This window comes from Rhizobium sp. AC27/96, assembly GCF_001692325.1.
Lineage (GTDB): Bacteria > Pseudomonadota > Alphaproteobacteria > Rhizobiales > Rhizobiaceae > Rhizobium.
Genome location: NZ_LXKN01000019.1, coordinates 52,852 through 72,216 on the forward strand (window position 1 = coordinate 52,852; position 19,365 = coordinate 72,216).

17 protein-coding genes are annotated in these 19,365 nt (G+C 55.1%); 5 read left to right on the forward strand and 12 right to left on the reverse strand.

Annotated features, from left to right (window positions below; all coding sequences use genetic code 11):
- Positions 1 to 78: 78 nt before the first annotated feature.
- Complete coding sequence (locus tag A6U86_RS18575) at positions 79 to 261, reverse strand: DUF3606 domain-containing protein (protein WP_068394197.1); 183 nt, start codon at positions 259 to 261, stop codon at positions 79 to 81.
- A 333-nt stretch (positions 262 to 594) separates the two neighbouring features.
- On the opposite strand from A6U86_RS18575, the gene A6U86_RS18580 reads away from it, so the two are divergent.
- Positions 595 to 1,692: a hypothetical protein gene (locus A6U86_RS18580; protein WP_141683740.1), complete on the forward strand. Its 1,098-nt coding sequence runs from the start codon at positions 595 to 597 to the stop codon at positions 1,690 to 1,692.
- A 454-nt stretch (positions 1,693 to 2,146) separates the two neighbouring features.
- Here the strand turns inward: A6U86_RS18580 and arsK are convergent, their stop codons facing one another.
- The 6 genes from arsK to A6U86_RS18610 form a co-directional block, all read right to left on the reverse strand.
- Positions 2,147 to 3,361, reverse strand: coding sequence for an arsenite efflux MFS transporter ArsK (gene arsK, locus A6U86_RS18585; protein ID WP_068394200.1), 1,215 nt, complete (start codon positions 3,359 to 3,361; stop codon positions 2,147 to 2,149).
- A 60-nt stretch (positions 3,362 to 3,421) separates the two neighbouring features.
- Positions 3,422 to 4,738 (reverse strand): FAD-dependent oxidoreductase, encoded by a 1,317-nt coding sequence (locus tag A6U86_RS18590; RefSeq protein WP_083196899.1) that lies wholly within the window; start codon positions 4,736 to 4,738, stop codon positions 3,422 to 3,424.
- A gap of 54 nt (positions 4,739 to 4,792) precedes the next feature.
- Positions 4,793 to 5,113 carry a helix-turn-helix transcriptional regulator gene (locus tag A6U86_RS18595; RefSeq protein ID WP_068394250.1) on the reverse strand — a complete coding sequence of 107 codons (321 nt, stop codon included), beginning with the start codon at positions 5,111 to 5,113 and terminating at the stop codon, positions 4,793 to 4,795.
- A gap of 72 nt (positions 5,114 to 5,185) precedes the next feature.
- Complete coding sequence (gene arsH, locus A6U86_RS18600; protein ID WP_244509998.1) at positions 5,186 to 5,836, reverse strand: arsenical resistance protein ArsH; 651 nt, start codon at positions 5,834 to 5,836, stop codon at positions 5,186 to 5,188.
- Positions 5,837 to 5,846: 10 nt separating this feature from the next.
- Positions 5,847 to 6,986 (reverse strand): UvrD-helicase domain-containing protein, encoded by a 1,140-nt coding sequence (locus A6U86_RS18605; RefSeq protein WP_068394201.1) that lies wholly within the window; start codon positions 6,984 to 6,986, stop codon positions 5,847 to 5,849.
- Positions 6,983 to 8,614: an ATP-dependent endonuclease gene (locus tag A6U86_RS18610; RefSeq protein ID WP_068394203.1), complete on the reverse strand. Its 1,632-nt coding sequence runs from the start codon at positions 8,612 to 8,614 to the stop codon at positions 6,983 to 6,985. The genes A6U86_RS18605 and A6U86_RS18610 overlap by 4 nt, the downstream gene beginning before the upstream one ends.
- A gap of 189 nt (positions 8,615 to 8,803) precedes the next feature.
- On the opposite strand from A6U86_RS18610, the gene A6U86_RS18615 reads away from it, so the two are divergent.
- Together A6U86_RS18615 and A6U86_RS18620 are read left to right on the forward strand one after the other, a co-directional pair.
- A complete protein-coding gene (locus tag A6U86_RS18615; protein WP_068394254.1) occupies positions 8,804 to 9,493 on the forward strand; it encodes a YfbU family protein in 690 nt (229 codons plus the stop codon).
- 63 nt (positions 9,494 to 9,556) lie between these two features.
- Positions 9,557 to 10,621 carry a hypothetical protein gene (locus A6U86_RS18620; RefSeq protein WP_068394205.1) on the forward strand — a complete coding sequence of 355 codons (1,065 nt, stop codon included), beginning with the start codon at positions 9,557 to 9,559 and terminating at the stop codon, positions 10,619 to 10,621.
- 68 nt (positions 10,622 to 10,689) lie between these two features.
- Here A6U86_RS18620 and A6U86_RS18625 read toward each other — a convergent pair whose 3' ends face one another.
- Complete coding sequence (locus A6U86_RS18625; protein ID WP_068394206.1) at positions 10,690 to 12,357, reverse strand: hypothetical protein; 1,668 nt, start codon at positions 12,355 to 12,357, stop codon at positions 10,690 to 10,692.
- Between the two features lie 435 nt (positions 12,358 to 12,792).
- On the opposite strand from A6U86_RS18625, the gene A6U86_RS18630 reads away from it, so the two are divergent.
- Together A6U86_RS18630 and A6U86_RS18635 are read left to right on the forward strand one after the other, a co-directional pair.
- Complete coding sequence (locus A6U86_RS18630; RefSeq protein ID WP_158008765.1) at positions 12,793 to 14,808, forward strand: nuclease-related domain-containing protein; 2,016 nt, start codon at positions 12,793 to 12,795, stop codon at positions 14,806 to 14,808.
- A gap of 152 nt (positions 14,809 to 14,960) precedes the next feature.
- Entirely contained in the window at positions 14,961 to 15,887 is a 927-nt protein-coding gene (locus A6U86_RS18635) for a hypothetical protein (RefSeq protein WP_068394209.1), read from the forward strand.
- 29 nt (positions 15,888 to 15,916) lie between these two features.
- Here the strand turns inward: A6U86_RS18635 and A6U86_RS18640 are convergent, their stop codons facing one another.
- The 4 genes from A6U86_RS18640 to A6U86_RS18655 all read right to left on the reverse strand — a co-directional run bounded on the left by A6U86_RS18640 (position 15,917) and on the right by A6U86_RS18655 (position 19,214).
- A complete protein-coding gene (locus tag A6U86_RS18640; protein ID WP_068394210.1) occupies positions 15,917 to 16,543 on the reverse strand; it encodes a hypothetical protein in 627 nt (208 codons plus the stop codon).
- Positions 16,544 to 16,778: 235 nt separating this feature from the next.
- A complete protein-coding gene (locus A6U86_RS18645) occupies positions 16,779 to 17,570 on the reverse strand; it encodes a hypothetical protein (RefSeq protein WP_244509999.1) in 792 nt (263 codons plus the stop codon).
- Between the two features lies 1 nt (position 17,571).
- Complete coding sequence (locus tag A6U86_RS18650; RefSeq protein ID WP_068394212.1) at positions 17,572 to 18,534, reverse strand: DUF4238 domain-containing protein; 963 nt, start codon at positions 18,532 to 18,534, stop codon at positions 17,572 to 17,574.
- The gene (locus A6U86_RS18655; protein ID WP_141683741.1) at positions 18,534 to 19,214 is read right to left on the reverse strand and encodes a hypothetical protein; all 681 of its coding nucleotides are present in this window, start codon (positions 19,212 to 19,214) and stop codon (positions 18,534 to 18,536) included. Before A6U86_RS18655 ends, A6U86_RS18650 begins: the two co-directional genes overlap by 1 nt.
- Positions 19,215 to 19,365: the final 151 nt, after the last annotated feature.

Sequence of the window (19,365 nt, forward strand, 5' to 3'; positions counted from 1 at the left end):
TTTCTGTCGTCACCTGAGGTCTCACCGTCCGTGCCGCGTGACGACGCAGTGCACTCCCGCGCAGTCGAAGTTCTGGTTTTACTTCTTATCTTTTAGGTACTTTTCGACCTTGGTTGCCGATTTTCCAACGGCTTTCACCGCACCCGCCAGCGCCTGGCCGGACACGTCGAATTTCTTCTTCCAATACTCTTTTTCCCAGTCTTCCGACATGTTGATGGTCTTCCTGTCCGGCACACCCGTTTTTTTCTTGTCGTCTGACATTTGCCGCTCCTCGCTGCATTAACGTAAAACTACAATCACGACACGCGCAATTATTTTCCCACTACATCCGCCTAGGTTGCAAGTGCTGAATTATGCCAAAGCGGAGCTAAATCGCTGAAAAAATGGCTACGCGTAACTCCGTTGGGCGCGGACATCCGATAGCTTGCTTCCACTCACTGAAGGCTGTCCGACTGCTATGGGCCCCTTCCGTCTGCAGCGCGCCCGCACTGCGGTTCTGAGTGGGCTCGAGTCAGATAATCCAAGACGGACGTGGATCTTGATCAAAAGTATGTTTGAATGCCACTCCAGTATGGACCTAAAAGAGCCGCGGCGATGAAAATCCTCTTATGTCGAATGGGTCGGACCGACGTGTATCCCAAGCAATTTACTTTCGATCCGCAACTAGTTGAACGGGCCCGCTTAGTGACTTTGCGTTCGCCAAACCTGAATGTTCTTTCAGAGGAAAATCGCTCGAAATTGCCTGGTTTGGCACATTTCCTCGAACAGGGCTTCAAGGCCCGCGACGCTGATGGGAAGCTTTTGCTCCCCAATCTCAGTGCATTGGCAAATCGAACTGTGGGCATATTCAGCGACTACGGCGGCGAAGATCAGTCGAGCCGTTTCTTCACCTATTCCTTTATGGTTTGCGCCTTCGGATCCTTAGGGCCCTTTAAACAGGAGATGGCGTCTCTTCGGGCCAAATCGGGCCTTGGAGAAAAAGAGATTGCCTTCAAAGACTTTCGATATGGCCCGCTGCGTCGAATGCTTCCAGATTATTTGCAGCTATGCGATAATTATATCAATGGGCTGTTATTCACCCTCGTTGTCGACAAAACAATCTCGTCCCTGTTCGGGCCAGGCGATGCCGAGACCATGCGGCATATCACCGACGCATTGGATCAACCTGGCTATGGGACCGTTGCGCCGCAAGTTGGCGAGAAGCTCTTCCGGATTTCGCATTGTATAGCTTATCTTCTTGCGCTGTTGGGGCAGCCTGGACAGAAGATTTTTTGGATGACCGATCATGACGCAATAGGAGAAACGCCAGAGAAGCACACTAAGCTGGTCGAGATTCTCAACATGGTCCTCCCGCTATACACCACCAAGCGGTTCAGTCGTCTGGGGGGTGCCCGCCCATTCACGCCAAGGGCGTTCGACTTTCTCGACCTTCTCAGTATCGCAGATATAGCCGCGGGCACAATCGCACAGGTCCTCAGTAGCATGGAAGCGCTTGGCAAGGACAACGCTCAAATAAAGGAGGGGGGAGATAAGGTTCTGCGCTGGCTCTGCTACGACAGTATAACCTTGAAAAAATTGAGCTTGATCGTGAAGCGCATGCCAAATGGCGACGTAGGTTGTGGCCCGATTGATTTCGAGGCCCAGACTCATGAAGAAGATGAGTTTTTTATTCCTATGCAGTTTCTTAGGTAGAGACGGCTCGAATTCAAAGTCCTCGTTCGATCAACTCAAGCCTTTCTCACGTCATGAGTAGTGGCGGACTCCGACCAACCGATTTTTGAGCTGTGAGCATCAGCAATGTTGGCGGATGGTGTAAGGCGGGTTCTCCTTTCCGGCGGCCAAAACCTGCGAGACCCTCGTCGGCTCCAAATCGGTCATTCCATCGAGGTCAAGCCGATGCATGCCATTGCAAAATTTAAGGTGGAGCGCTTTTTGCAATAGCAAGGTCGTGGGCTCGATTCCCTTCAAGAGCAGCGATGTGGAGCGGCTTTTAGATTGCTGGGCTCGTTCTTAACCCGGTTGTTCAACGGCACCGTTGTTGGGGGATAACCGCTTGGCATCGTCGCCAATGCTTATTTCCTTCCAGCCCTTGCTATCATCCTGCCCATTTCTGCCGACAAGGTTGGCAGCAGAAATAGGAGACCTGTTATTGCCTGCTGAGAGCGGTCTCGGATGCGGCGAACGTGCGCATCAACCACATGATGCCGAGGAAGGCTGCTACGGCGACCATTCCGAGCAGTGCGGCGACTGAAAGCGACCATGATACCCCGATGTTCCGCATCATGAAGGCCAGAACGAATGGCGCTGCGGACGAGATCACCAAACGGATGGCCAGCACTTGCCCCTGCCGTTGGCCATAGCCTTCGCTTCCGAACAGTTCGAGCGGCAAGGTTCCCTGCACGATGCTGCTTAGGCCCGAGCCAAGGCCGAAGACGACCGCGAAGACCAGGGCACCTGGCACGGACGGCGCAGTGGTGATCAGGATGACCAGCGCCGCCGGCAACAAGACGGCGGATACGAGCGCCAACGTCGTTTGCGACAGGCCGCCCCCGAGCATCATGTTGGTAAAGCGGCTCAAGACCTGCGCGGGGCCGAACAAGGTGCCGACCATCACTGCCATGGCTCCGAGCCCGAGCGCTGACAGAACGGGAACCATGTGGACGAGGAGGGCCGCGTTGACGAAGCTCTCGAGCGCAAAGCCTGCCCCCATCAGAACGAATGCTGGCGTGCGGATCGACGCTGGAAGGCTAGGCTTGACATGCCTTGCCGGCGTGGCCCCCTTCGCAGCCTTGGTAACTCTAAATGAAAGCCAGGCATGGGTCGGCAAACAGACCAGGAGGTTGAGCGCGGCGAAGGCCAGATAGACCTGCCGCCACGACATGTGTTCATGCAGTGCCGTCGTAATCGGCCAGAAGATCGTCGAGGCAAAGCCTGCTATCAGTGTCAGATAGGTGATGCTGCGTTGGGCGACCTGCGGCTTGATTTGGACGAGCAATGCGAAGGCGGCTCCGTACTGCACCAGGTTGGATGCCGTCTCGATCGCGATCAGCGAGACAACGAAGGCCACTTTGCCGGAAGAGAGGGCGCAGGCCACCAGCGCAAGAGCGGCGATTGCCGAGCCGCCTGTCATGACACGGCCAGCCCCGAACCGATCGATCCATTTCCCCATCGTCGGCGCCGCGAGGCCGCCGATCAGGAGAGCGGCGGATAACGCGCCAAAAATCCATTCTGGCGACCAGTTCAAATCTCGCGCCATGGCCGGCGCGAGAATGCTGAAGCTATAGTAGAGGCTTCCATAGCCTATGATCTGCGTTAGACCGAGGGCAAGGATCGCGGAGACGGGAACCTTGTGATCGCTCATCGAACCTGTTCCAGCGCGTTATCGGCGCGGGCCGTGCCATTGCATCCGCACCCTGTTTGCTTAGCCGCCTTTGCCGCCGCAGCATGCTCCGGACTTGCCGTCCTCCGTCAGGCTCACGCCAAGATCGACGCTGCAGACGCCCGTCTTCGGCAGTACCAGATGGACCTCGCGCGCCGCCTTGTGGTCGCCGGCGATCTCCGCCACCACGGAGCGCACCTGCTCGTATCCGGTCACCATCAGGAAGGTGGGTGCCCGTCCATAGGACTTTGAGCCGACGATGGTGAAGCCCGGTTCCGGATGCGCGAGTTCGACGACGCCATGCGGAGGCACGTCGCCACAGGAGTGGAGATTGGGATCGATCAGTGGCGCAAGCGCCGGGGGCGCTTCAACGGTAGGATCGAGGGCGATGCGTAGTTCCCGCAAGAAGGAGAGATCCGGCCGGAACCCCGTGGTCACGATGATCCGATCGACGCCGATCGAGTATGGCAAACCAGCGAGTTTCGCGTCGACGCGGAGACTGTCGCCTTCCTTCTGAATCCTGCTTACGGCAAACGGCGCCAGCATGTTCAGGCGACCGTCCTCCATGGCGCTCTTGGCGGCAAGGCCGAGCGCGCCGCGCTCCGGCAACTGATCGTTCAGTCCGCCACCCAGCAGGCGGTCGACGCCGCAGCGGCGAAGCGCCCAGAATATCTCCGTGCCCGGTGCTGTCTCCTGAACCTCCATCAGCGCCAGCGCCGCGTTGATCGCGGAATGGCCGCCGCCAATCACGAGGACGCACTTGCCCGCAAACTTGCCCCTCTCGACGCCACCGACATCGGGAATGCCATACGAGATGTAATCGGAAGCTGACGCCTCGCCGAGGACGGGCAGGCCGTCGACGCCGATCGGGTTCGGCTGCGTCCATGTGCCGGAGGCGTCGATCACAGCTCGGGCCTGAACCCGAACTTCCTCTCCATCCTTGTCCCTATATCGGACGACGAAGGCCGATGCGTCGCGGCCGGCGGACGAGACCTTGTCCAGCCCTTCGCGGGTGATCGCGGTGACGGTGACGCCCAGCTTGAGGTTCTGCGCGATCTGCGGGAGTGCGGCGAGCGGCTGCAGATACGCGCCGACAATGTCGGACCCGGTTGGCAGAGCATCGCCATCAGGGCCTTGCCATCCAGCGTTCTCGAGAAGGGAGCGGGCGGCTGCGTCAATATTGTATCTCCATGGAGAGAACACGCGGACGTGTCCCCATTCGATCAGCGAAGCGCCAACCGTGTCGCCGCGCCCAAGAACAACGAGGGGGATGCCACGGGTGACGAGATGCGCCGCGGCGGCGAGACCGACCGGGCCTGCACCAATGACGGCCACAGGAAGTTCACTAGCATTCAACATGACAGCTCCTTCTGTATTTCTAGTAATTTGGAATTATCTAGGCAAAAAAAGGGATCACTCCGCAGCCTCCGCGGTCGTCGATCCGCATTTGGCATCGGCACAGCATTCGTCCACGAGATAGCCGACCAGCGCCTGCATCTCCGGATAGTTGGCGCGGCAGATCAGCGTCGTTACCTGCCGTTCCTGAGTCACGAGGCCGGTGTCGACCAGGCGCTTCAGATGATGGGACAGAGTCGACGCCGCGATATCCAGCTTTTCCTGAATGCGGCCTACGGACAATCCATCCTCTCCGGCGCGAACAAGCGTCCGGTAGAGTTGGAGACGGGTGGTGTTCCCGAGAGCTTCGAGCTGGGCGGCGGCTATTTCGATTTTCATGGAAATACCGTGATCCGTGTCCATTAAGAAGTCAAGGCTATTTCGACAAATGTGGAAATAGCCTTGTCCCAGTCAGATCGACTTCAGGGAAACCCGCTGCTCGAGTTTTTCCGCCTCTTCCTTCCGCTCGCTGTAGCGATCGGTGAGGTAGTCGGACGCGTTGCGCGTCAGGATGGTGAAATTCACAAGTTCCTCGCAGACATCCACGACCCGATCGTAGTAGGAGGATGGCTTCATGCGTCCGTCAGCATGGAATGCCTGGAAAGCCTTGGCGACCGACGACTGGTTCGGGATGGTGATCATCCGCATCCAACGGCCGAGAACCCGGAGCTGGTTGATGGCGTTGAACGATTGTGAGCCACCGGAAACCTGCATGACCGCAAGCGTCTTGCCCTGTGTCGGCCGGACCGAGCCGACAGACAGCGGTATCCAGTCGATCTGGGATTTCATAATGCCAGTCATGGCACCGTGGCGTTCCGGGCTGACCCACACCTGGCCCTCAGACCATTCCGACAACCCCCGCAGTTCCTGCACCTTGGGATGCGTCACCGGCGCAGCATCTGGCAAGGGAAGGCCCTCCGGATTGAAGATCCGTATCTCGCAGCCGAAGTGTTCGAGCAATCGTGCGGCCTCGTGCGCCAGGAACCGGCTGTAGGAGATGGTCTGAAGCGAACTATAGGGGATCAGAATGCGTGGCTTAGCCGAGTGTCGGCGATGTGACACGATCTTGGAGCTATTGATAAAGTCTAAAGCCCGGGATTTCCTCATTGTCGGGAAGGTCGAATACGACTGCGACGACGTGCCTAGCTCTGGTGAGCGCGACGTACAGCTTGGCGCGGGTTTCGGATTTCAATGGGGATTGTGGATCTTTAAGCCAATCCACCATCTCTGTCGTGGGATAGATGATGACGCGGTCGAAACCGAGGCCCTTGGATCTGCCGAATGTGAAAACTGGAAGATCGCCGGAGCCGACCCGAATGTTGGAACCCCAGCGAAGCTGCACTGGTCGGATAGATTCCAGATAGCGGGGCAAGTCCTTGCGCCGAACGATATAAAGGCCCGCATCCGCCGGTATCGGCTGCCGACAGCCGACGCAAGTACATGCGTCAGTCGCGGCCATCGCAGGATATAGCTTTGAGGACAGTTCACAGATCGCAGTGCTATTGCGATGTGACGTCACCAAGCTGGTCACATCGATATCGCACGTGATCTTTCGGGGCAGTTCTGTTCGAACGAAATCGGCAATGCGCCCATCCCTGTATTTTTTTAGCCGTGCCTCATGGTGGGTGACATAGGTGACCTGTCGCGGATCGCCCACCAGGACTACGTTGGACGGCCCCCTGAAAAGAGCCAATAGAATGTCTAGGTCATGGCCAGCGAGATCCTGTACTTCGTCCACGAAGATGTAAGGGAAAATGCGTGAGAAACGCTCGAAGACGGCGCCGTCAGATACCTCGTTGCACCGGATCACAAGCTTCGACAACTTATCCGAATAAACACGATCTCGACGATCGAAATAGCAGCGCCTGAAATCCTCTTCCCCCCAATAGACTGGCCGCCCTTGCCGATCACGGCGACGAAAACCAGATCGTTGTGAGACAAGCAACATACCGCCAACATTCCAATCGAAAAGCTGGCCTTGAAAGGGTTTGATGCCGTGCTCGATCAGCAGGCTGAACCATGTCTGTATATGTATATTGTCCGGAACTGACCCATGGATTTCGAAAAATTTCCGTCTGATCTCTTCTTCGTTGGATTCGGTATAGGTCGTGATGAGAACACGTTTTGCCCCGACGGCAAGGGCCTGCCTGATGAGGTAGGTGGTCTTTCCCGATCCCGCAGCTGCGATAACGAGCTTGTTCGGCCCCATCATATGGCGATGGCGTCCAGGATGTATTTCGGGTAGGTGATTTTTGTCTTCGCTGAGAAAATCGCCAGAGCGCACTCCGTCTTGTTTCGCTTCATGTACCGATGGAGGTCATCCAAGGCGTGATCGGTGCCAAACAGCTTATTGAATGTGTCAACGCTGTTCGATTTCACTAATTTCGGCTCAAGCGTATTGTAGTTGAAGGGCTTGCCACTAATGATCAGGTCGCCCTTATCCACATCGGGATCATAGCAAATCTTGATATGACCGATGTTTTTATAGTCGGCGTATTTCTTTTCCAGCGCAGCGGGATTGCCGTCATTATCCGTTGCAACTACCACAGGGATTTTCAATGCCTTCGCCAGTTCGAGGAAGCGCAGGAATGAAAGCCCGACGGATATGACATCGATCTCGTCATCGATCGGTAATCGCCCCCCGTTTGCATCCATATAGGCCCGCTGGACAACCAATTCATCCGCATCCCCTTCGACGAGGATCGACTTTTGGGACAGGACGAGACGAAGCGTGTCGTAGCCGGGTAACTTATGAAAGAAATCGCTGGCGTCGAGATCTTTGATCTGTGTCACCCGCGCTTCTCGGAGCAAGATGAGGTGCTCGAGCCCGAGCTTGTTGGCGACAAAGCTGCTGTGCGTGGTGATGATGACCTGCTTGCCGCTGTTGTCGGAGCTGATATCGCTAATAAGCTGATTGAGTTTGGAATGCGAAAGGTGGTTTTCCGGCTCCTCGATCAGTAGCACAGTCGCTTCGCTATTCTTCTTACTGCTCAGTGCAAGCCGTGTCTTGACGATACATTGCTCCCCCTTGCCGATGAAGTGGAACGGCACCTCATCGATGTAGGTCATGAGGCTGTTCTCCCACGCGTTGTGGGAGGACATATCGACCGAAATGCTTACGTTCTTGCGGCTGATCTTGGCGGCTTCCGCCAGCCTTTTGTTAATGGCGTCGACATTGCCATCGACTTTGAAAGCATCTTTCAGTTTCCGGTGGGCCTGCGATATGGCGACGCGTTCCTTCTCGTCCAGAAATTCCCTGACGATCCGCGAAATATACATATCCGACCCGCTCTGCACACGCGTGCTTGTGGAATCGATCAGCGCAGACTTGACGGGGATATTTCGTGCCATTGCAGGCTGGCGCGAAAATTCCCACCATTGAACATGATAGAATTCTAAGGGGATTGAGCTGATTTCCTTAGTTTTCAGCAGCTCTGTGTAGGGCCCGTCATATTTTTTGTCGAACTCAATGGAAAACAGAAGACCGCGAGCCTTCGCGTTCTTTTCAGAATTTTTGTCCCCACGTAGGTCTTCCAACACATCATTATCGCCTCCAAGGAACAGTTCGATCTGAATTTCGGGCGGTGCTAGAGGTTCGCCCCTTGCGATGCTTTCAAGATACCGGCGTTCGACGTCACGGTTAAACAGATACGGAGAAAGGTCGTTTCTGAGATATTTTCCACTGAGCATACCAGTCAGACATAGGTGGATGGCTTCAAGAAGAGTCGACTTCCCGGCTTCGTTGTTGCCGACAATGATGTTCACGCCAGCGTTGAATTTGACTTCAAACCAGTTCTCGAAACATTTGAAGTTCTTGATCTTAATCTTCTCGATGAACATTTCCGCTCCTTGCTTCGATAAGCAACCATAGCTTGTTTATTGATTTGCGGCGAGCGGCGAAACCGGCGCCTCCAATGGTGGAAACACTTGGACTCGACACGTGGGTAAGCATGATTTGAATGGCCTGATTGCATGTACGTATATTTTCCGTACATTACGGAAATAAACCGTAACAGCGAGAAATGGGCTATGATCAGCAAGACCGAGCGTTTCGAGATGCGCCTCGACCAACATATCCTGGATCGCTTGGACGAATGGCGTTCCGCCCAGGGCGATCTTCTATCGCGGGCAGAGGCAGTGCGGAGACTGGTGGATGCAGGGCTCTCTTCCAGCGGTAAGGAATTCAATCCGACCAGCGCGGAGAAGCTTATGCTCTGGCTGCTTACCGAACAGCTCAAGCACACAAAGGGTTACGAAAACGCCGAAAGCATCAAACTCATCCAGGACAGCATCTACGCGGGCCAGTTCTGGGCGATCGAGTGGGAAATGTCCGGCATCTTCTTCGATCATTCAGGGAGCAGGAAAGCGCTGCCCCTAGTAACCGACACAATGACAATGTGGACTTTTATCGAACGCGCTTATGCAGGCTTCTCAGAGGCGGACAAAACACGCATTGAAACTGAAATCGGTTTGTGGGCGCGAGACCCGAAGTTTGACGGTTTCGACGGCAATACCGAAGGAGAATACATGCAGGTCGCAAATTTCCTGCTGAAGAACCTCGGTCGCTATGAAGAGTTTAGGGGCCGTTCGATGAACTCCCATACACACCGGGTGAGCCAGTCGCGTCGTATGGTAAGTGCCTTCCGCCCGATGCTGGAAAACTTGAGGGGACGGGAACTGAATGTCGATGAGGTCATCAAGTTGCTGCAGCTTGATTGATTAATTGTCATAAGAGTCGAGCTCGGCGGACCGGCGTTTTCCGCGATGGAAGGAAATATCGGAATGGACGATATGCTCCCCCACTTTGATCTGACCTCATGGTACATCAACCAGCGCCGCGTGCTGGAACTCGTCGGCCACGACGCGGTTGCAGGCGGCTTCACTCTGGCAAAAATTCAACCAACCGAGAATTTGAAGGTGATTGCCATCAACTCCGCGTTTCAGGATGCCCTGACCCGCTGGCTCGATGAAAGGGAGCCAAAAACACTCGGCCAGCTCGTGATCCTAGACGACATTGCGCCCGGACGGATTTTTACATGCTACACAAATTGGTTTTTCAAGGGTCTTAGCGAGGTATCCAAGGCGATCGAGCGAGGGGCAACGCTGGTCCCCCCGGCGATTGCATACGCCAAACTGGATGACTTTCGTCAAGGCTGGAAGATTGAGTGCCGATTTCAACATGAGCATTTTACGGCCCGTTCATCGTGGAACGAGCTGAGAGGGCAGAAACGTTTGATCGTCGTCGGTCTCATCACGGACGTGAAGGACACGACCATCGAGGCGGTACCCTATGTGATCGCAAACCCGGCGCCATCGTGGGACAAGCCGCAAAGCGCAATCGGCAAATTCTGGATCAATCGACTTGAGTGCTTCGTAGATCAGATCGAGACGTTTCAAGCCGTTCGGGGCAACGAGGCGCGCATGACCAAGAATGACCTTAAGCGTCTTGAGGGTGTGTCCGAACACGAAGTGAAGAGGGCGTTTGCGGAAATTATCGGCGAACCGACGGTTCCAAAGGATTGGGGCGGCGAGCGTTCCGACCTTTTTACAACCAGACTTGTGATCGACGGGCAACGCATCAGTGCCGCCTTCGCCTTCAAGGGGCCAGCGCAATTTAAGCCGATGACGATGAAAGAGCTCGGCAAGAATGGAGATCAGATCGATCGTCTGTTTTCCGAACCCGCAGATATCCTGTTGCTCCAGCATTGCCATGAGATCACCGGGCCTGTCAGGGGCGCGATGCGCGCTTACGCCCAGCAAATGGGCAATCCCCGAATTTTCTGTTTGATCGACGGCTACGACACAATTCGCATTCTACAAGCCTACGGAAAGTGCGGGTTTGGGTGATTCGACGATCGGCCTCTGCACCTAGAGCGGTTCGAACGCGGGAATTGGCGTCCGTCGCCCAGTGAGCGTTAGCTCAACACTTGGAACTCGTCGGGGTGATAGCCGAACGTTCCTTTAAATGCAGCCTTTGCCCATTCGGTCATCGCATCAGCACGGGCTGGGCTCGTGATTGAGCGATAGTCGTAGTGAAACGGCCCGTCCGCGAGGATCCACTGAAGCGTCAGGTCGTAGAGGATTGTTGATCCCATGAAGGCATCGAGCGTACGCTTCAGCGCGTCTCTGTCACGACCGGCAAACGCCCTGATGTGGATCTGCTCACTGTCAGCTCGGTCGGTAAAAAGCGACAGGTGGCGGCTGAAAAGTCGCTGTGCTTCTTCAGTCGCGCTTCCGAGCCCCAGAAAGCGGCCGGCCCAGCAGAAAAAGTGTGGATTTGCCAGTTTGCTCCGGCAGAAGTCCATGAAGTGGGACGTCATGACACGGACAGGTATGTTTCGAAAATCATACCGGAAGTCTGCCCATTCGCTCATCAGCACCCTACCGGACGGCGTCTCTGAGATATCGACAACCGCCTGAAGCGCTTTATAGGGCTCGTCGTAGCCCAAACGACTGGTAAGGACACGCGAAACGAAGGTATATTCGTCGAGGCTGTAGGCGGTGATGGCGTTCTTCAGTTCGGAGTGCTCGCGAGCCGTCTGACAAAGGAGGGTGAATCGGGCACCCGGATCGACGTCAGAAATGAAATTCTCGAAATATTCGATTTCGAGCGGAAATCCGCGAGTCGGATTGATGGCAAGGTCACAGATGAGAAGGAAGAGCCCAACAAGGGGGCTGTCGATGGCTTCTGGCCACTCGGACCCGCTCAATTTCAGAAATTCAACGAAGGCGGCCACATAGATTCCGCTGAGATAGCCATCTGCGGCATAGGCGGCGCAAGTCTTCGGCCCTCCCGATGCTGCCAGGAATTGAAGCTGAATGAACCGAGCCTGGCCCTCGAAAATCGCGTGCAGTCCAACCTCAGCCTGCGTGATGGGTGAGCCATGATAGAAGCCCTCATGGCGTGAGACCGCTAGCTGGTCGAAAGCTGCTTGCCATTTTTCGGGATCAGGCAAGGTTGCCGGATCCAGATCGCAAGATTGAAGCAGCGCCATTAGCGTATTGCCGTACGCTATGCGATAGGAATGACCGACACATTCAAAATGCTGAATTTTTCTCAGTTCGAAGGCCCGGTTCGGACTTGCAGCGAGTATCTTATAGAACTCGATATCCAGTGCGTTGTTGATTGCAATATTGGCCTCGCCAAGCGCCTCCGGCGACGGCGCAGTGCCGTTAACCAAGGCGTCATCAGCCCAGCGTTTGAGAGATTTCTTCGGTCCTATCGCGTCAACCGCGTTTCGAAGATGCTCGAGGCTGCTTGAAAACTGCGTTGGATAACAGAGGCTGTAGATCAAGCCCGCGGTCGATCCGACATGCTGCCACCAGTGGACCGTCTCGTGAATATATGTTGAATAGGCCTGAACGAGGTCGGCAGGGTCATGACCTTCAATATTGCCGGAAGTGAGTGCCGTGACGAGATCGTGAACACGAGGGCTTAGCCTCAACACGAACTGTTTCGTATTATATAGCCCGTGCGCTTCGAGCGTCGCGGCAAATGCTGTGGGGGCAACAAGGTCACGCTCCAGAGGTTCGACCAACTCGCGTTTCAGATCATTGAATTTTGGTCCTTGAAAACCGGTCACAACGGGCCTCAGACAATTGTTCTATCTATTCGCCGATAGGATTGAAGATGGTCAAAGGTGACGTTGTTCGCAAACGTCATTTTGACTCATCGAGCTTGGCTTCTGCTGAAAATAATAGATTCGCCGCGGCTATGTTTTCAAGCGGGTGAGAAGAGATATGCACGGACCTCGCGCTAATAGTGTATTTAGAGCGGCATAGGTGGCGATTTCAACGCTGGTATCGTTGATACTATAGCGGTGGGAGTAAGGCATTTTCCAATGGGAAATCTCTTGACTGGGATATCAAGTGAGCGAAAACTTACTGAACGCGAAGAGGATCAAGTCTTCTCAGAGCTTGCTTCGTTATGTACCTCCCCAGGATACATTCACGCAATTGCGTATTTTTGCTTCAGAGATAATTTGATCAAGTACAGCGGCCAACTAGGCGTGAAGGACATGGATTCCCATTATGAGGGATCCAGTCTCCTCCGTAGCGAAATCTCGACTTTGATCGGTTTGATGGCTCGATCGCTGATTGTGGCCGATATGCCGACGCCGGAAACATTCCAACGCTATGTCGATCGCACCGACGAATTGATGCAAGAGCTTCATCACGCGATGGCCGCCGAGGCTTTCTTTGGCGGAAAGGACTGGCATGCCCTGTTCGCCGCAGGCAAGGATCCGTTCCAAGACGGAGCGGCCATGCGCGAACCCATCTTTTATGGTGGCGAGTCCGCCTACAATTTCCAATATAAGGCGCTAACACAGCTGAAGTACGAGGCCGACGACGGCTGGCTCGCGAAGATGCGTGGTTTCAGAATTGCTGACGCACTCGCGGTGACCAAGGCCATAGGCGATTTCCATCTCCGGCGGCTCTCCTTGCTTCGTAAGGAAATGCGAGCACAGACACCTGACCAGTGGACTTTCCTTCCAGCATTTACCTTCACAATTGACGATATTGCCACGTCTTCAGGCGTGGAGATTGCCATTACTGAAGCGGTGCTCTCCTCGTTTCGATTCGAAAGTGGCGAGCGCAATGATCCCTTCACGGGCTTGAGCGAATTCAACGAAACGAATGTTCGGCCAATATTGGATCTCGGTGACGGTACCTACGTTTTACTCCAGCATTACCAGCTGCAAGAATCGCTCTACGAATCTCCATTTTTCTGGATGATGGCGGACGATGACTATCGCGCGATCGCAACTACAAATCGCGGCAAGTTTACCGAGTCTTATTCGAGCGGATGCCTTCGGTCTGTCTTCGGAGACGCTCGCGTCCTAACAAACGTCGATATTTATCGCGGAAAAAACCGCTATGCAGAAGCGGATGCACTCGTCCTCTTCGGCAATCAGGCAATCGTCGTTCAAGCTAAGTCGAAGCGCCTCACCTTGGACGCTCGCAAGGGCAACGACTTGGCGTTGCGAGACGACTTCAAGAAGGCCGTCGCCAATGCATACGATCAGGCACTCCTCTGCGCGGACGCACTACAGCGTTCCGGCGAGTTCGTATTTCGAAATGTGACGCGAAAAGAACTGAAAATTGAGGAGCCTATTGAAATCATATATCCGTTGTGCGTCCTTGCCGATCACTACCCGGCGCTGACGTTTCAAGCTCGTCAGTTCCTGGAGGTTAAGCCCTCGGACGTCGTACGTAGTCCGCTCGTGACGGATGTATTCACTCTCGATGTAATTGCCGAATTTCTTGAAACGCCGCTCCACTTTCTCAATTATCTAAATCTGCGCGCACGCGCCTACAACAAGCTTCTTATCACCAACGAGCTGATTCCACTGTCCTACCACCTCCGGAATAACCTCTGGCTCGATGACAAATACGATATGGTGACGCTCGGGGAGGATTTCACGGCGCATGTCGACGTAGCCATGGCCGTAAGACGGCAAGGGGCATCCGGCAGTCGAGAGATTAAGGGAGTTTTGACTCGATATCGCGGAACTCCGATCGGTTCGATCGTGGAGCAAATCGAAGCTGCTTCAATTCCACAGCTGACCGAAATGGGTGTATGGCTGCTGCAACTCTCAGATAGTTCTGCGAACGGCCTGTCACAGGCTTTGGAGAAACAGAACAAGGCGGCAGTTCGGGAGGGGCGCACCAAAGATATTTCTTTACCTTTCGACGGACAACAGGCGGGTCTGACGATTCATATCAGTTCGCTATCTGATGACGTTGCAAGAGATAAAATCTTACAACACGCTCGATTGAAGAAATACGACCTGAAAGCCGAGCGATGGTATGGAATTGTCCTGCGCCCAGGTGACCTTCGTATCAGGCTAGCATTGGCTCTGACTGATCCGTGGCAGTCGAACTCGGAAATGGACGCTATGCTTGCGAAGTTGCCGCGGCGCCCGCCAGCCCCACTTCACGAGATCTCCTCCCAAGCGAGAAAAACTGGACGCAACGAACCGTGCTCATGTGGCAGCGGCCTGAAGTATAAGAAATGCTGTTTAAATAGATGATCTTCGGCGCAACGAGGTAATATCTGATTTTAGTGACGCGCTAGAAGAAGACAAGAGACAAGCATGGAATTAGACCGCGATTTTGGTATGTTTTTGAGCGGGAGTAGGCAGGTCAAATCTAAATTGGCACGGCTGTGAGGAGATGAAGAGACATGGCATCACCGTTTGATGCAATTCCAGACGTTGTTATCGACTATGTACGCTCTGTATTCGGCGCAGCGAATGAGAAAGTCTCAACCACCATGTCGGCGCACCCGTCCATGCACGAGGAGTCGCTGGATCATATTCTGATTATGGAACTCACAGCATCGGCACCTGCATTCTTTGCGGAAGAACAGGTCGGCGTTTCGTTGGAATCCCATTGGCTCGGAGCGAGATGGATGCACGGACGTTGGGAGATCGCCGATATCGCATTCTTCGTTCTGTTGCGACGGCGCGGCCACTTAATCGCCCGCAAGGTCGCACTGCTCCAAACAAAGCGGCTTTACTCCCGCGAAATAGCGGTCGTTCCGGTCGATGAATCGGATTATCGGATCGGCATCGGGCGACTTGCCGATCGGACCGACCAATCGGTGCCTATTTCGAGTCAGCGCATTTTCGGTTTCGACAATACGTCCGTCTACCAGGCCACGCAGGCGGGCCACCGACAGATCGATCATATCGATGAATATTTTGAACTACGCGGAATTCCCGTCTATTACGGATTTTATAATCCGCTGACCCTCCCGTTTCAAACCACCTATCCGGTATTGAACGGGCGGCTCCCAATGAGTACGAACGAGATCGGTTTTCGGGTTATGCCCTCCGAAGACGTCCACGCCATTCTGCGGAGCCTTGACGAGGGGCGCTCGCCGTCTGTCGATAATATTACCGCTACCTCGCCAGTCGATCCTGCAGATGCCCGTTCAACGTTGGGATGGCGACTTGAGCGCTTCATCGCAGACGAGGTGCTGCGATGCAGGCAAGGCCGAATGTTTGAGGACCTCACCGACCCAAACTTGCGCGGCTTGTTATATGGACGCTCCGCCCCAATTGCCGCGGCGATCACCGTAACCATCGATCTAGGAGAGGGCGGCTAGGGGCGAACCGCCATGATCGTCGCGATCATCTAGAGCGGCGGATCGGTTACAGCCATTGGCAGCGGATCGACGCGCCCCCAGAAGCGTACACCGGCATGAACGTAGCGCTCTACGTCCCGGGAGCGGATGCGGATTTGTTCACTGTCGGGCGACGGTCCGGCATTGATGTCGACATATTCGCTGCGCTCATAGACCCAGAGTTCCGGCGCGATTTCGCGCAAATTCTTGCTTGTCCGTCCGTCACCGTGGCGGACCACATTCGCGACAAGGTAGGCTTGCACCAGATCCTTTCGCATCTCGTCTCTACTACCATCCACTTTCTTGACTTCAAGACACCGGTCCAGCAGCTTGGCGAAATCACCTTCGTAAATCTCGCGTGGATGCAGTGGCGCGAGGAGATGGAGTGCCCAATGGCGCAGTTGCCTTTCGAATAGGCCGGCGAGCGCCAAGACGAATGCCTTGGCAGCTTCATTGTGTGTATGAGCATCGACTTGGGCCGCCATGAGATTGAGATTCTCGTTGATTGAGTTTGCAGCCACGAATTCCCGGAGCACTGGTTCCGGCAGATTTTCGAGCACCGGCGCGATAACACGCTGATAGAACCGATGGAGGTTGCACTGAAATATCCGGGGAAGCTGGTTCTCTAGGTCATTCATTCAATCCGATCTCCGCTGCTTTGTTGATATAGGCCCCTGACAAGACGCCGCCGATCGGGAGATACAAGAGGCTCTTCTGCGCCACCGGCTCACCGGATATCGACCCGATCAAAGAGCCGTAGGGGTCTCGGAAAGCAATATTAGGGTCTCCTGTATCTGCCCGGCAAGCTGTAGACGGAATGCCAGAAGCTGGTCGTCGACCAGACGGCGTGGTAGTTCCGATCGATGAACCTACTTAATTAGCTGCCTTTTCCGGCTCCGCGATCGACTTGTCCAAGGGGGCCTCTTCGATTTCGATGAGACCTTCCTCGTGAAGTGTGGCGATAGCCAGCACCATCATCTTTTCTTCGTCGTTCGAGGCCCCGCCGAGTCCGATGGCATCATGGATCTCGGCCGTCAGCCTGCCCATAAGCGCGATGTAGCAGACATGTAGCGAATAGAGATTTCGCGCGAGGTCCCGGTGATAAATCGGAAAAGCTGATGGTCCCCGTAGCTCTCCCCGCTCCATCTCGACGATGTCGTGGAGCAGTTGAGACTGGGATACGTGAGCCGCGCCGCTGAGATCGCCGTAGACCTTGCCCATATTTTTCAACACGCCGACCGTCGCGTGCGGCGTTTTCCCGTCTTTGCGGCAACCGATCCCCAGCTCCTGGACGGCTGAGATGATCTCATGCTCTTGGCGCAGAAGGGTCGCGGCTTGGACGTAGAGCCCCTCGACGATCGCTTCTTCGCAGAGATGTATTCCCTGCATGAAATGCGACAGAAGATTGATCTGCTGGCTGGTGTTGACGTCCTCGGGAATCTTCTTCCCGGCGTTCCTCGATACGAGGTTCATGAATGCGCTGCAGGCGAAGGCGTGGGCCTCCGTCAACTTGATGTCATTTTCCTTGAAAGTCCCTCTGTTGGCCTTGCAGCGCTCCACATGGTTGCCGCCAACGATCGCCACCGGGGCAAGCGCTTTCTCACCCCAGTTTCCGACAGCACCAACGATGTCGTCGCCAAATTTCAGCTCAAGGTTCTTTTCCATCCTACTTGTCCTTTGCCTTCGCCCGCCGCCCCAAGACGGTAGGCAGATCCATCCCGCGAGTGTAGTACCCTGCCCATGTGTTGATCTCGAATTCGCCATCACGGGCATAGAGCTGCTTAGTCGCATTCTTTGCTATGCTCGTATTTATGTCGGAAACCTGGTCTCGTCGGAAGTTCCGGTTCGGTGGCTGCTTCATGAAAAGCCCGATTAGTGCGAGCTCTGGCGCGATCGGGAATATGGCGATCGTGCCCGCCAGTCCAAATCCTGGCGAGTATGGCCCCCTGTTTTTTTCGTCAGCCCAGGCTAGAACTACAGGATCGTCGCAAGTGATGAAGGTTGTGCCTGGCGCAGCCGACGCGAACGACCAGCTCCTACCGGCCAGCTGCTCAACGACCGTCGGAACCGCGTCGAGCTCCAACTTGATTAGATAGGTCTGATCGATTGCGATTTTGTATTCCCCACTCTCGATGAAGGACTTCATATCGTCGTAACTGATGTCATCGCGGATCGGCGCGCCCTGCTCGCGAGCCGCTCGGATTGAGTCGTGATAGTGAACTTTGTCCTGGATCGTCATCCGCATCATGCCGTTAGCCAGCTTTATGTGAAGGTCTTCGATCATCGACCGGAAGCGAGGGTTCCGAACAGCCACGTTCCCCATCAGCAGCATCAGAGAAGAGAAATGGTGGTCGGAGGGAAAGCTCTTCGTCGCAATAACTTCGTCCAACAGCGGCGCGATCTCGCCCTCGACCTCGGCCATGCCGTCTTCGACGTGATTGGGATCGAACCCCTCGACATCGATCCGGAAGAAATTCCGGCGAGCTCCGATGTTTCTGACCAGTGTTCGGAATGACTTCTTCGTCGATTGGTCGAAAACGAAAACCTGGGACTTCCGTTTGTCTACCGCGTCGCTGAATCCCCTCAGGTAGAATTGCGGAATGAAGTGGTGATTTACGGTGCCTGACATTATTTCCCACAGTGTTTGCAGACCTTCGGGGGCCTGACGACGTCGATAACTGCCGAGATTGCGCCGAGGATCTGGACGACGAACGGCTCTGGCTCTTTGTGGGTGGTGACATCCATCGCCGCCCAGATCAGACTGAGGGTCAGCAGCGTGTGCTCTCGAAGGCCGATGTTCAATTGCTCGGGGCTGAGGTCTGGAGCACCTCCGTCACGTGCATAAAGAGCGTTATCGCGGAAGCTTGCGCGCTTTTGAACGTAGTCCACCATAGTCTCGACATCCGGGAACCTGCTGACAAAGGCATCGTGAGCTGCATCGGAAGACGGGTTCTGACCATCTTCGTTGAAGGAAAACAGTCGAAGGCCTAGCGGATAGCCGACTTCCTTTTCATCTGATCGGGCCTTCACGAGGACGTCGTCGGTTGCAGGATTGAGCGCAACGGAAAGCCCGAGCTCCTCAGCATGATCGGCGATGATTTGAGCGTAAGAAGCGACCACGGCCTTCTGCGCGCGGTCTCGGATATTTACCCTTCCTGCCAATGACTTGTAGCCATTTTCCTTTGCTGCCGCGATGACGCAGGCCACCGCCTCTTCGGTCGCGTGCGTCACGCAAAAGTAGGCGATGGTCCGGGATATTTCCGCATCAGCGATCCGCTGCGCCCTGACGAGGTGATTCCTGGCGTTCACAGCGCACGCCAAGGCCCTGCCCGTGAGCCTCTCATTGGCTCGCCTGTAGACCCAATCCGCTACCGGATGGTCGATTAGTGCCTTCACAACCACCAGTTCCCCCAGTCTTTGGAGCCACGATTCTCGGTTCGGTATCCGTCTCGCTGACCTT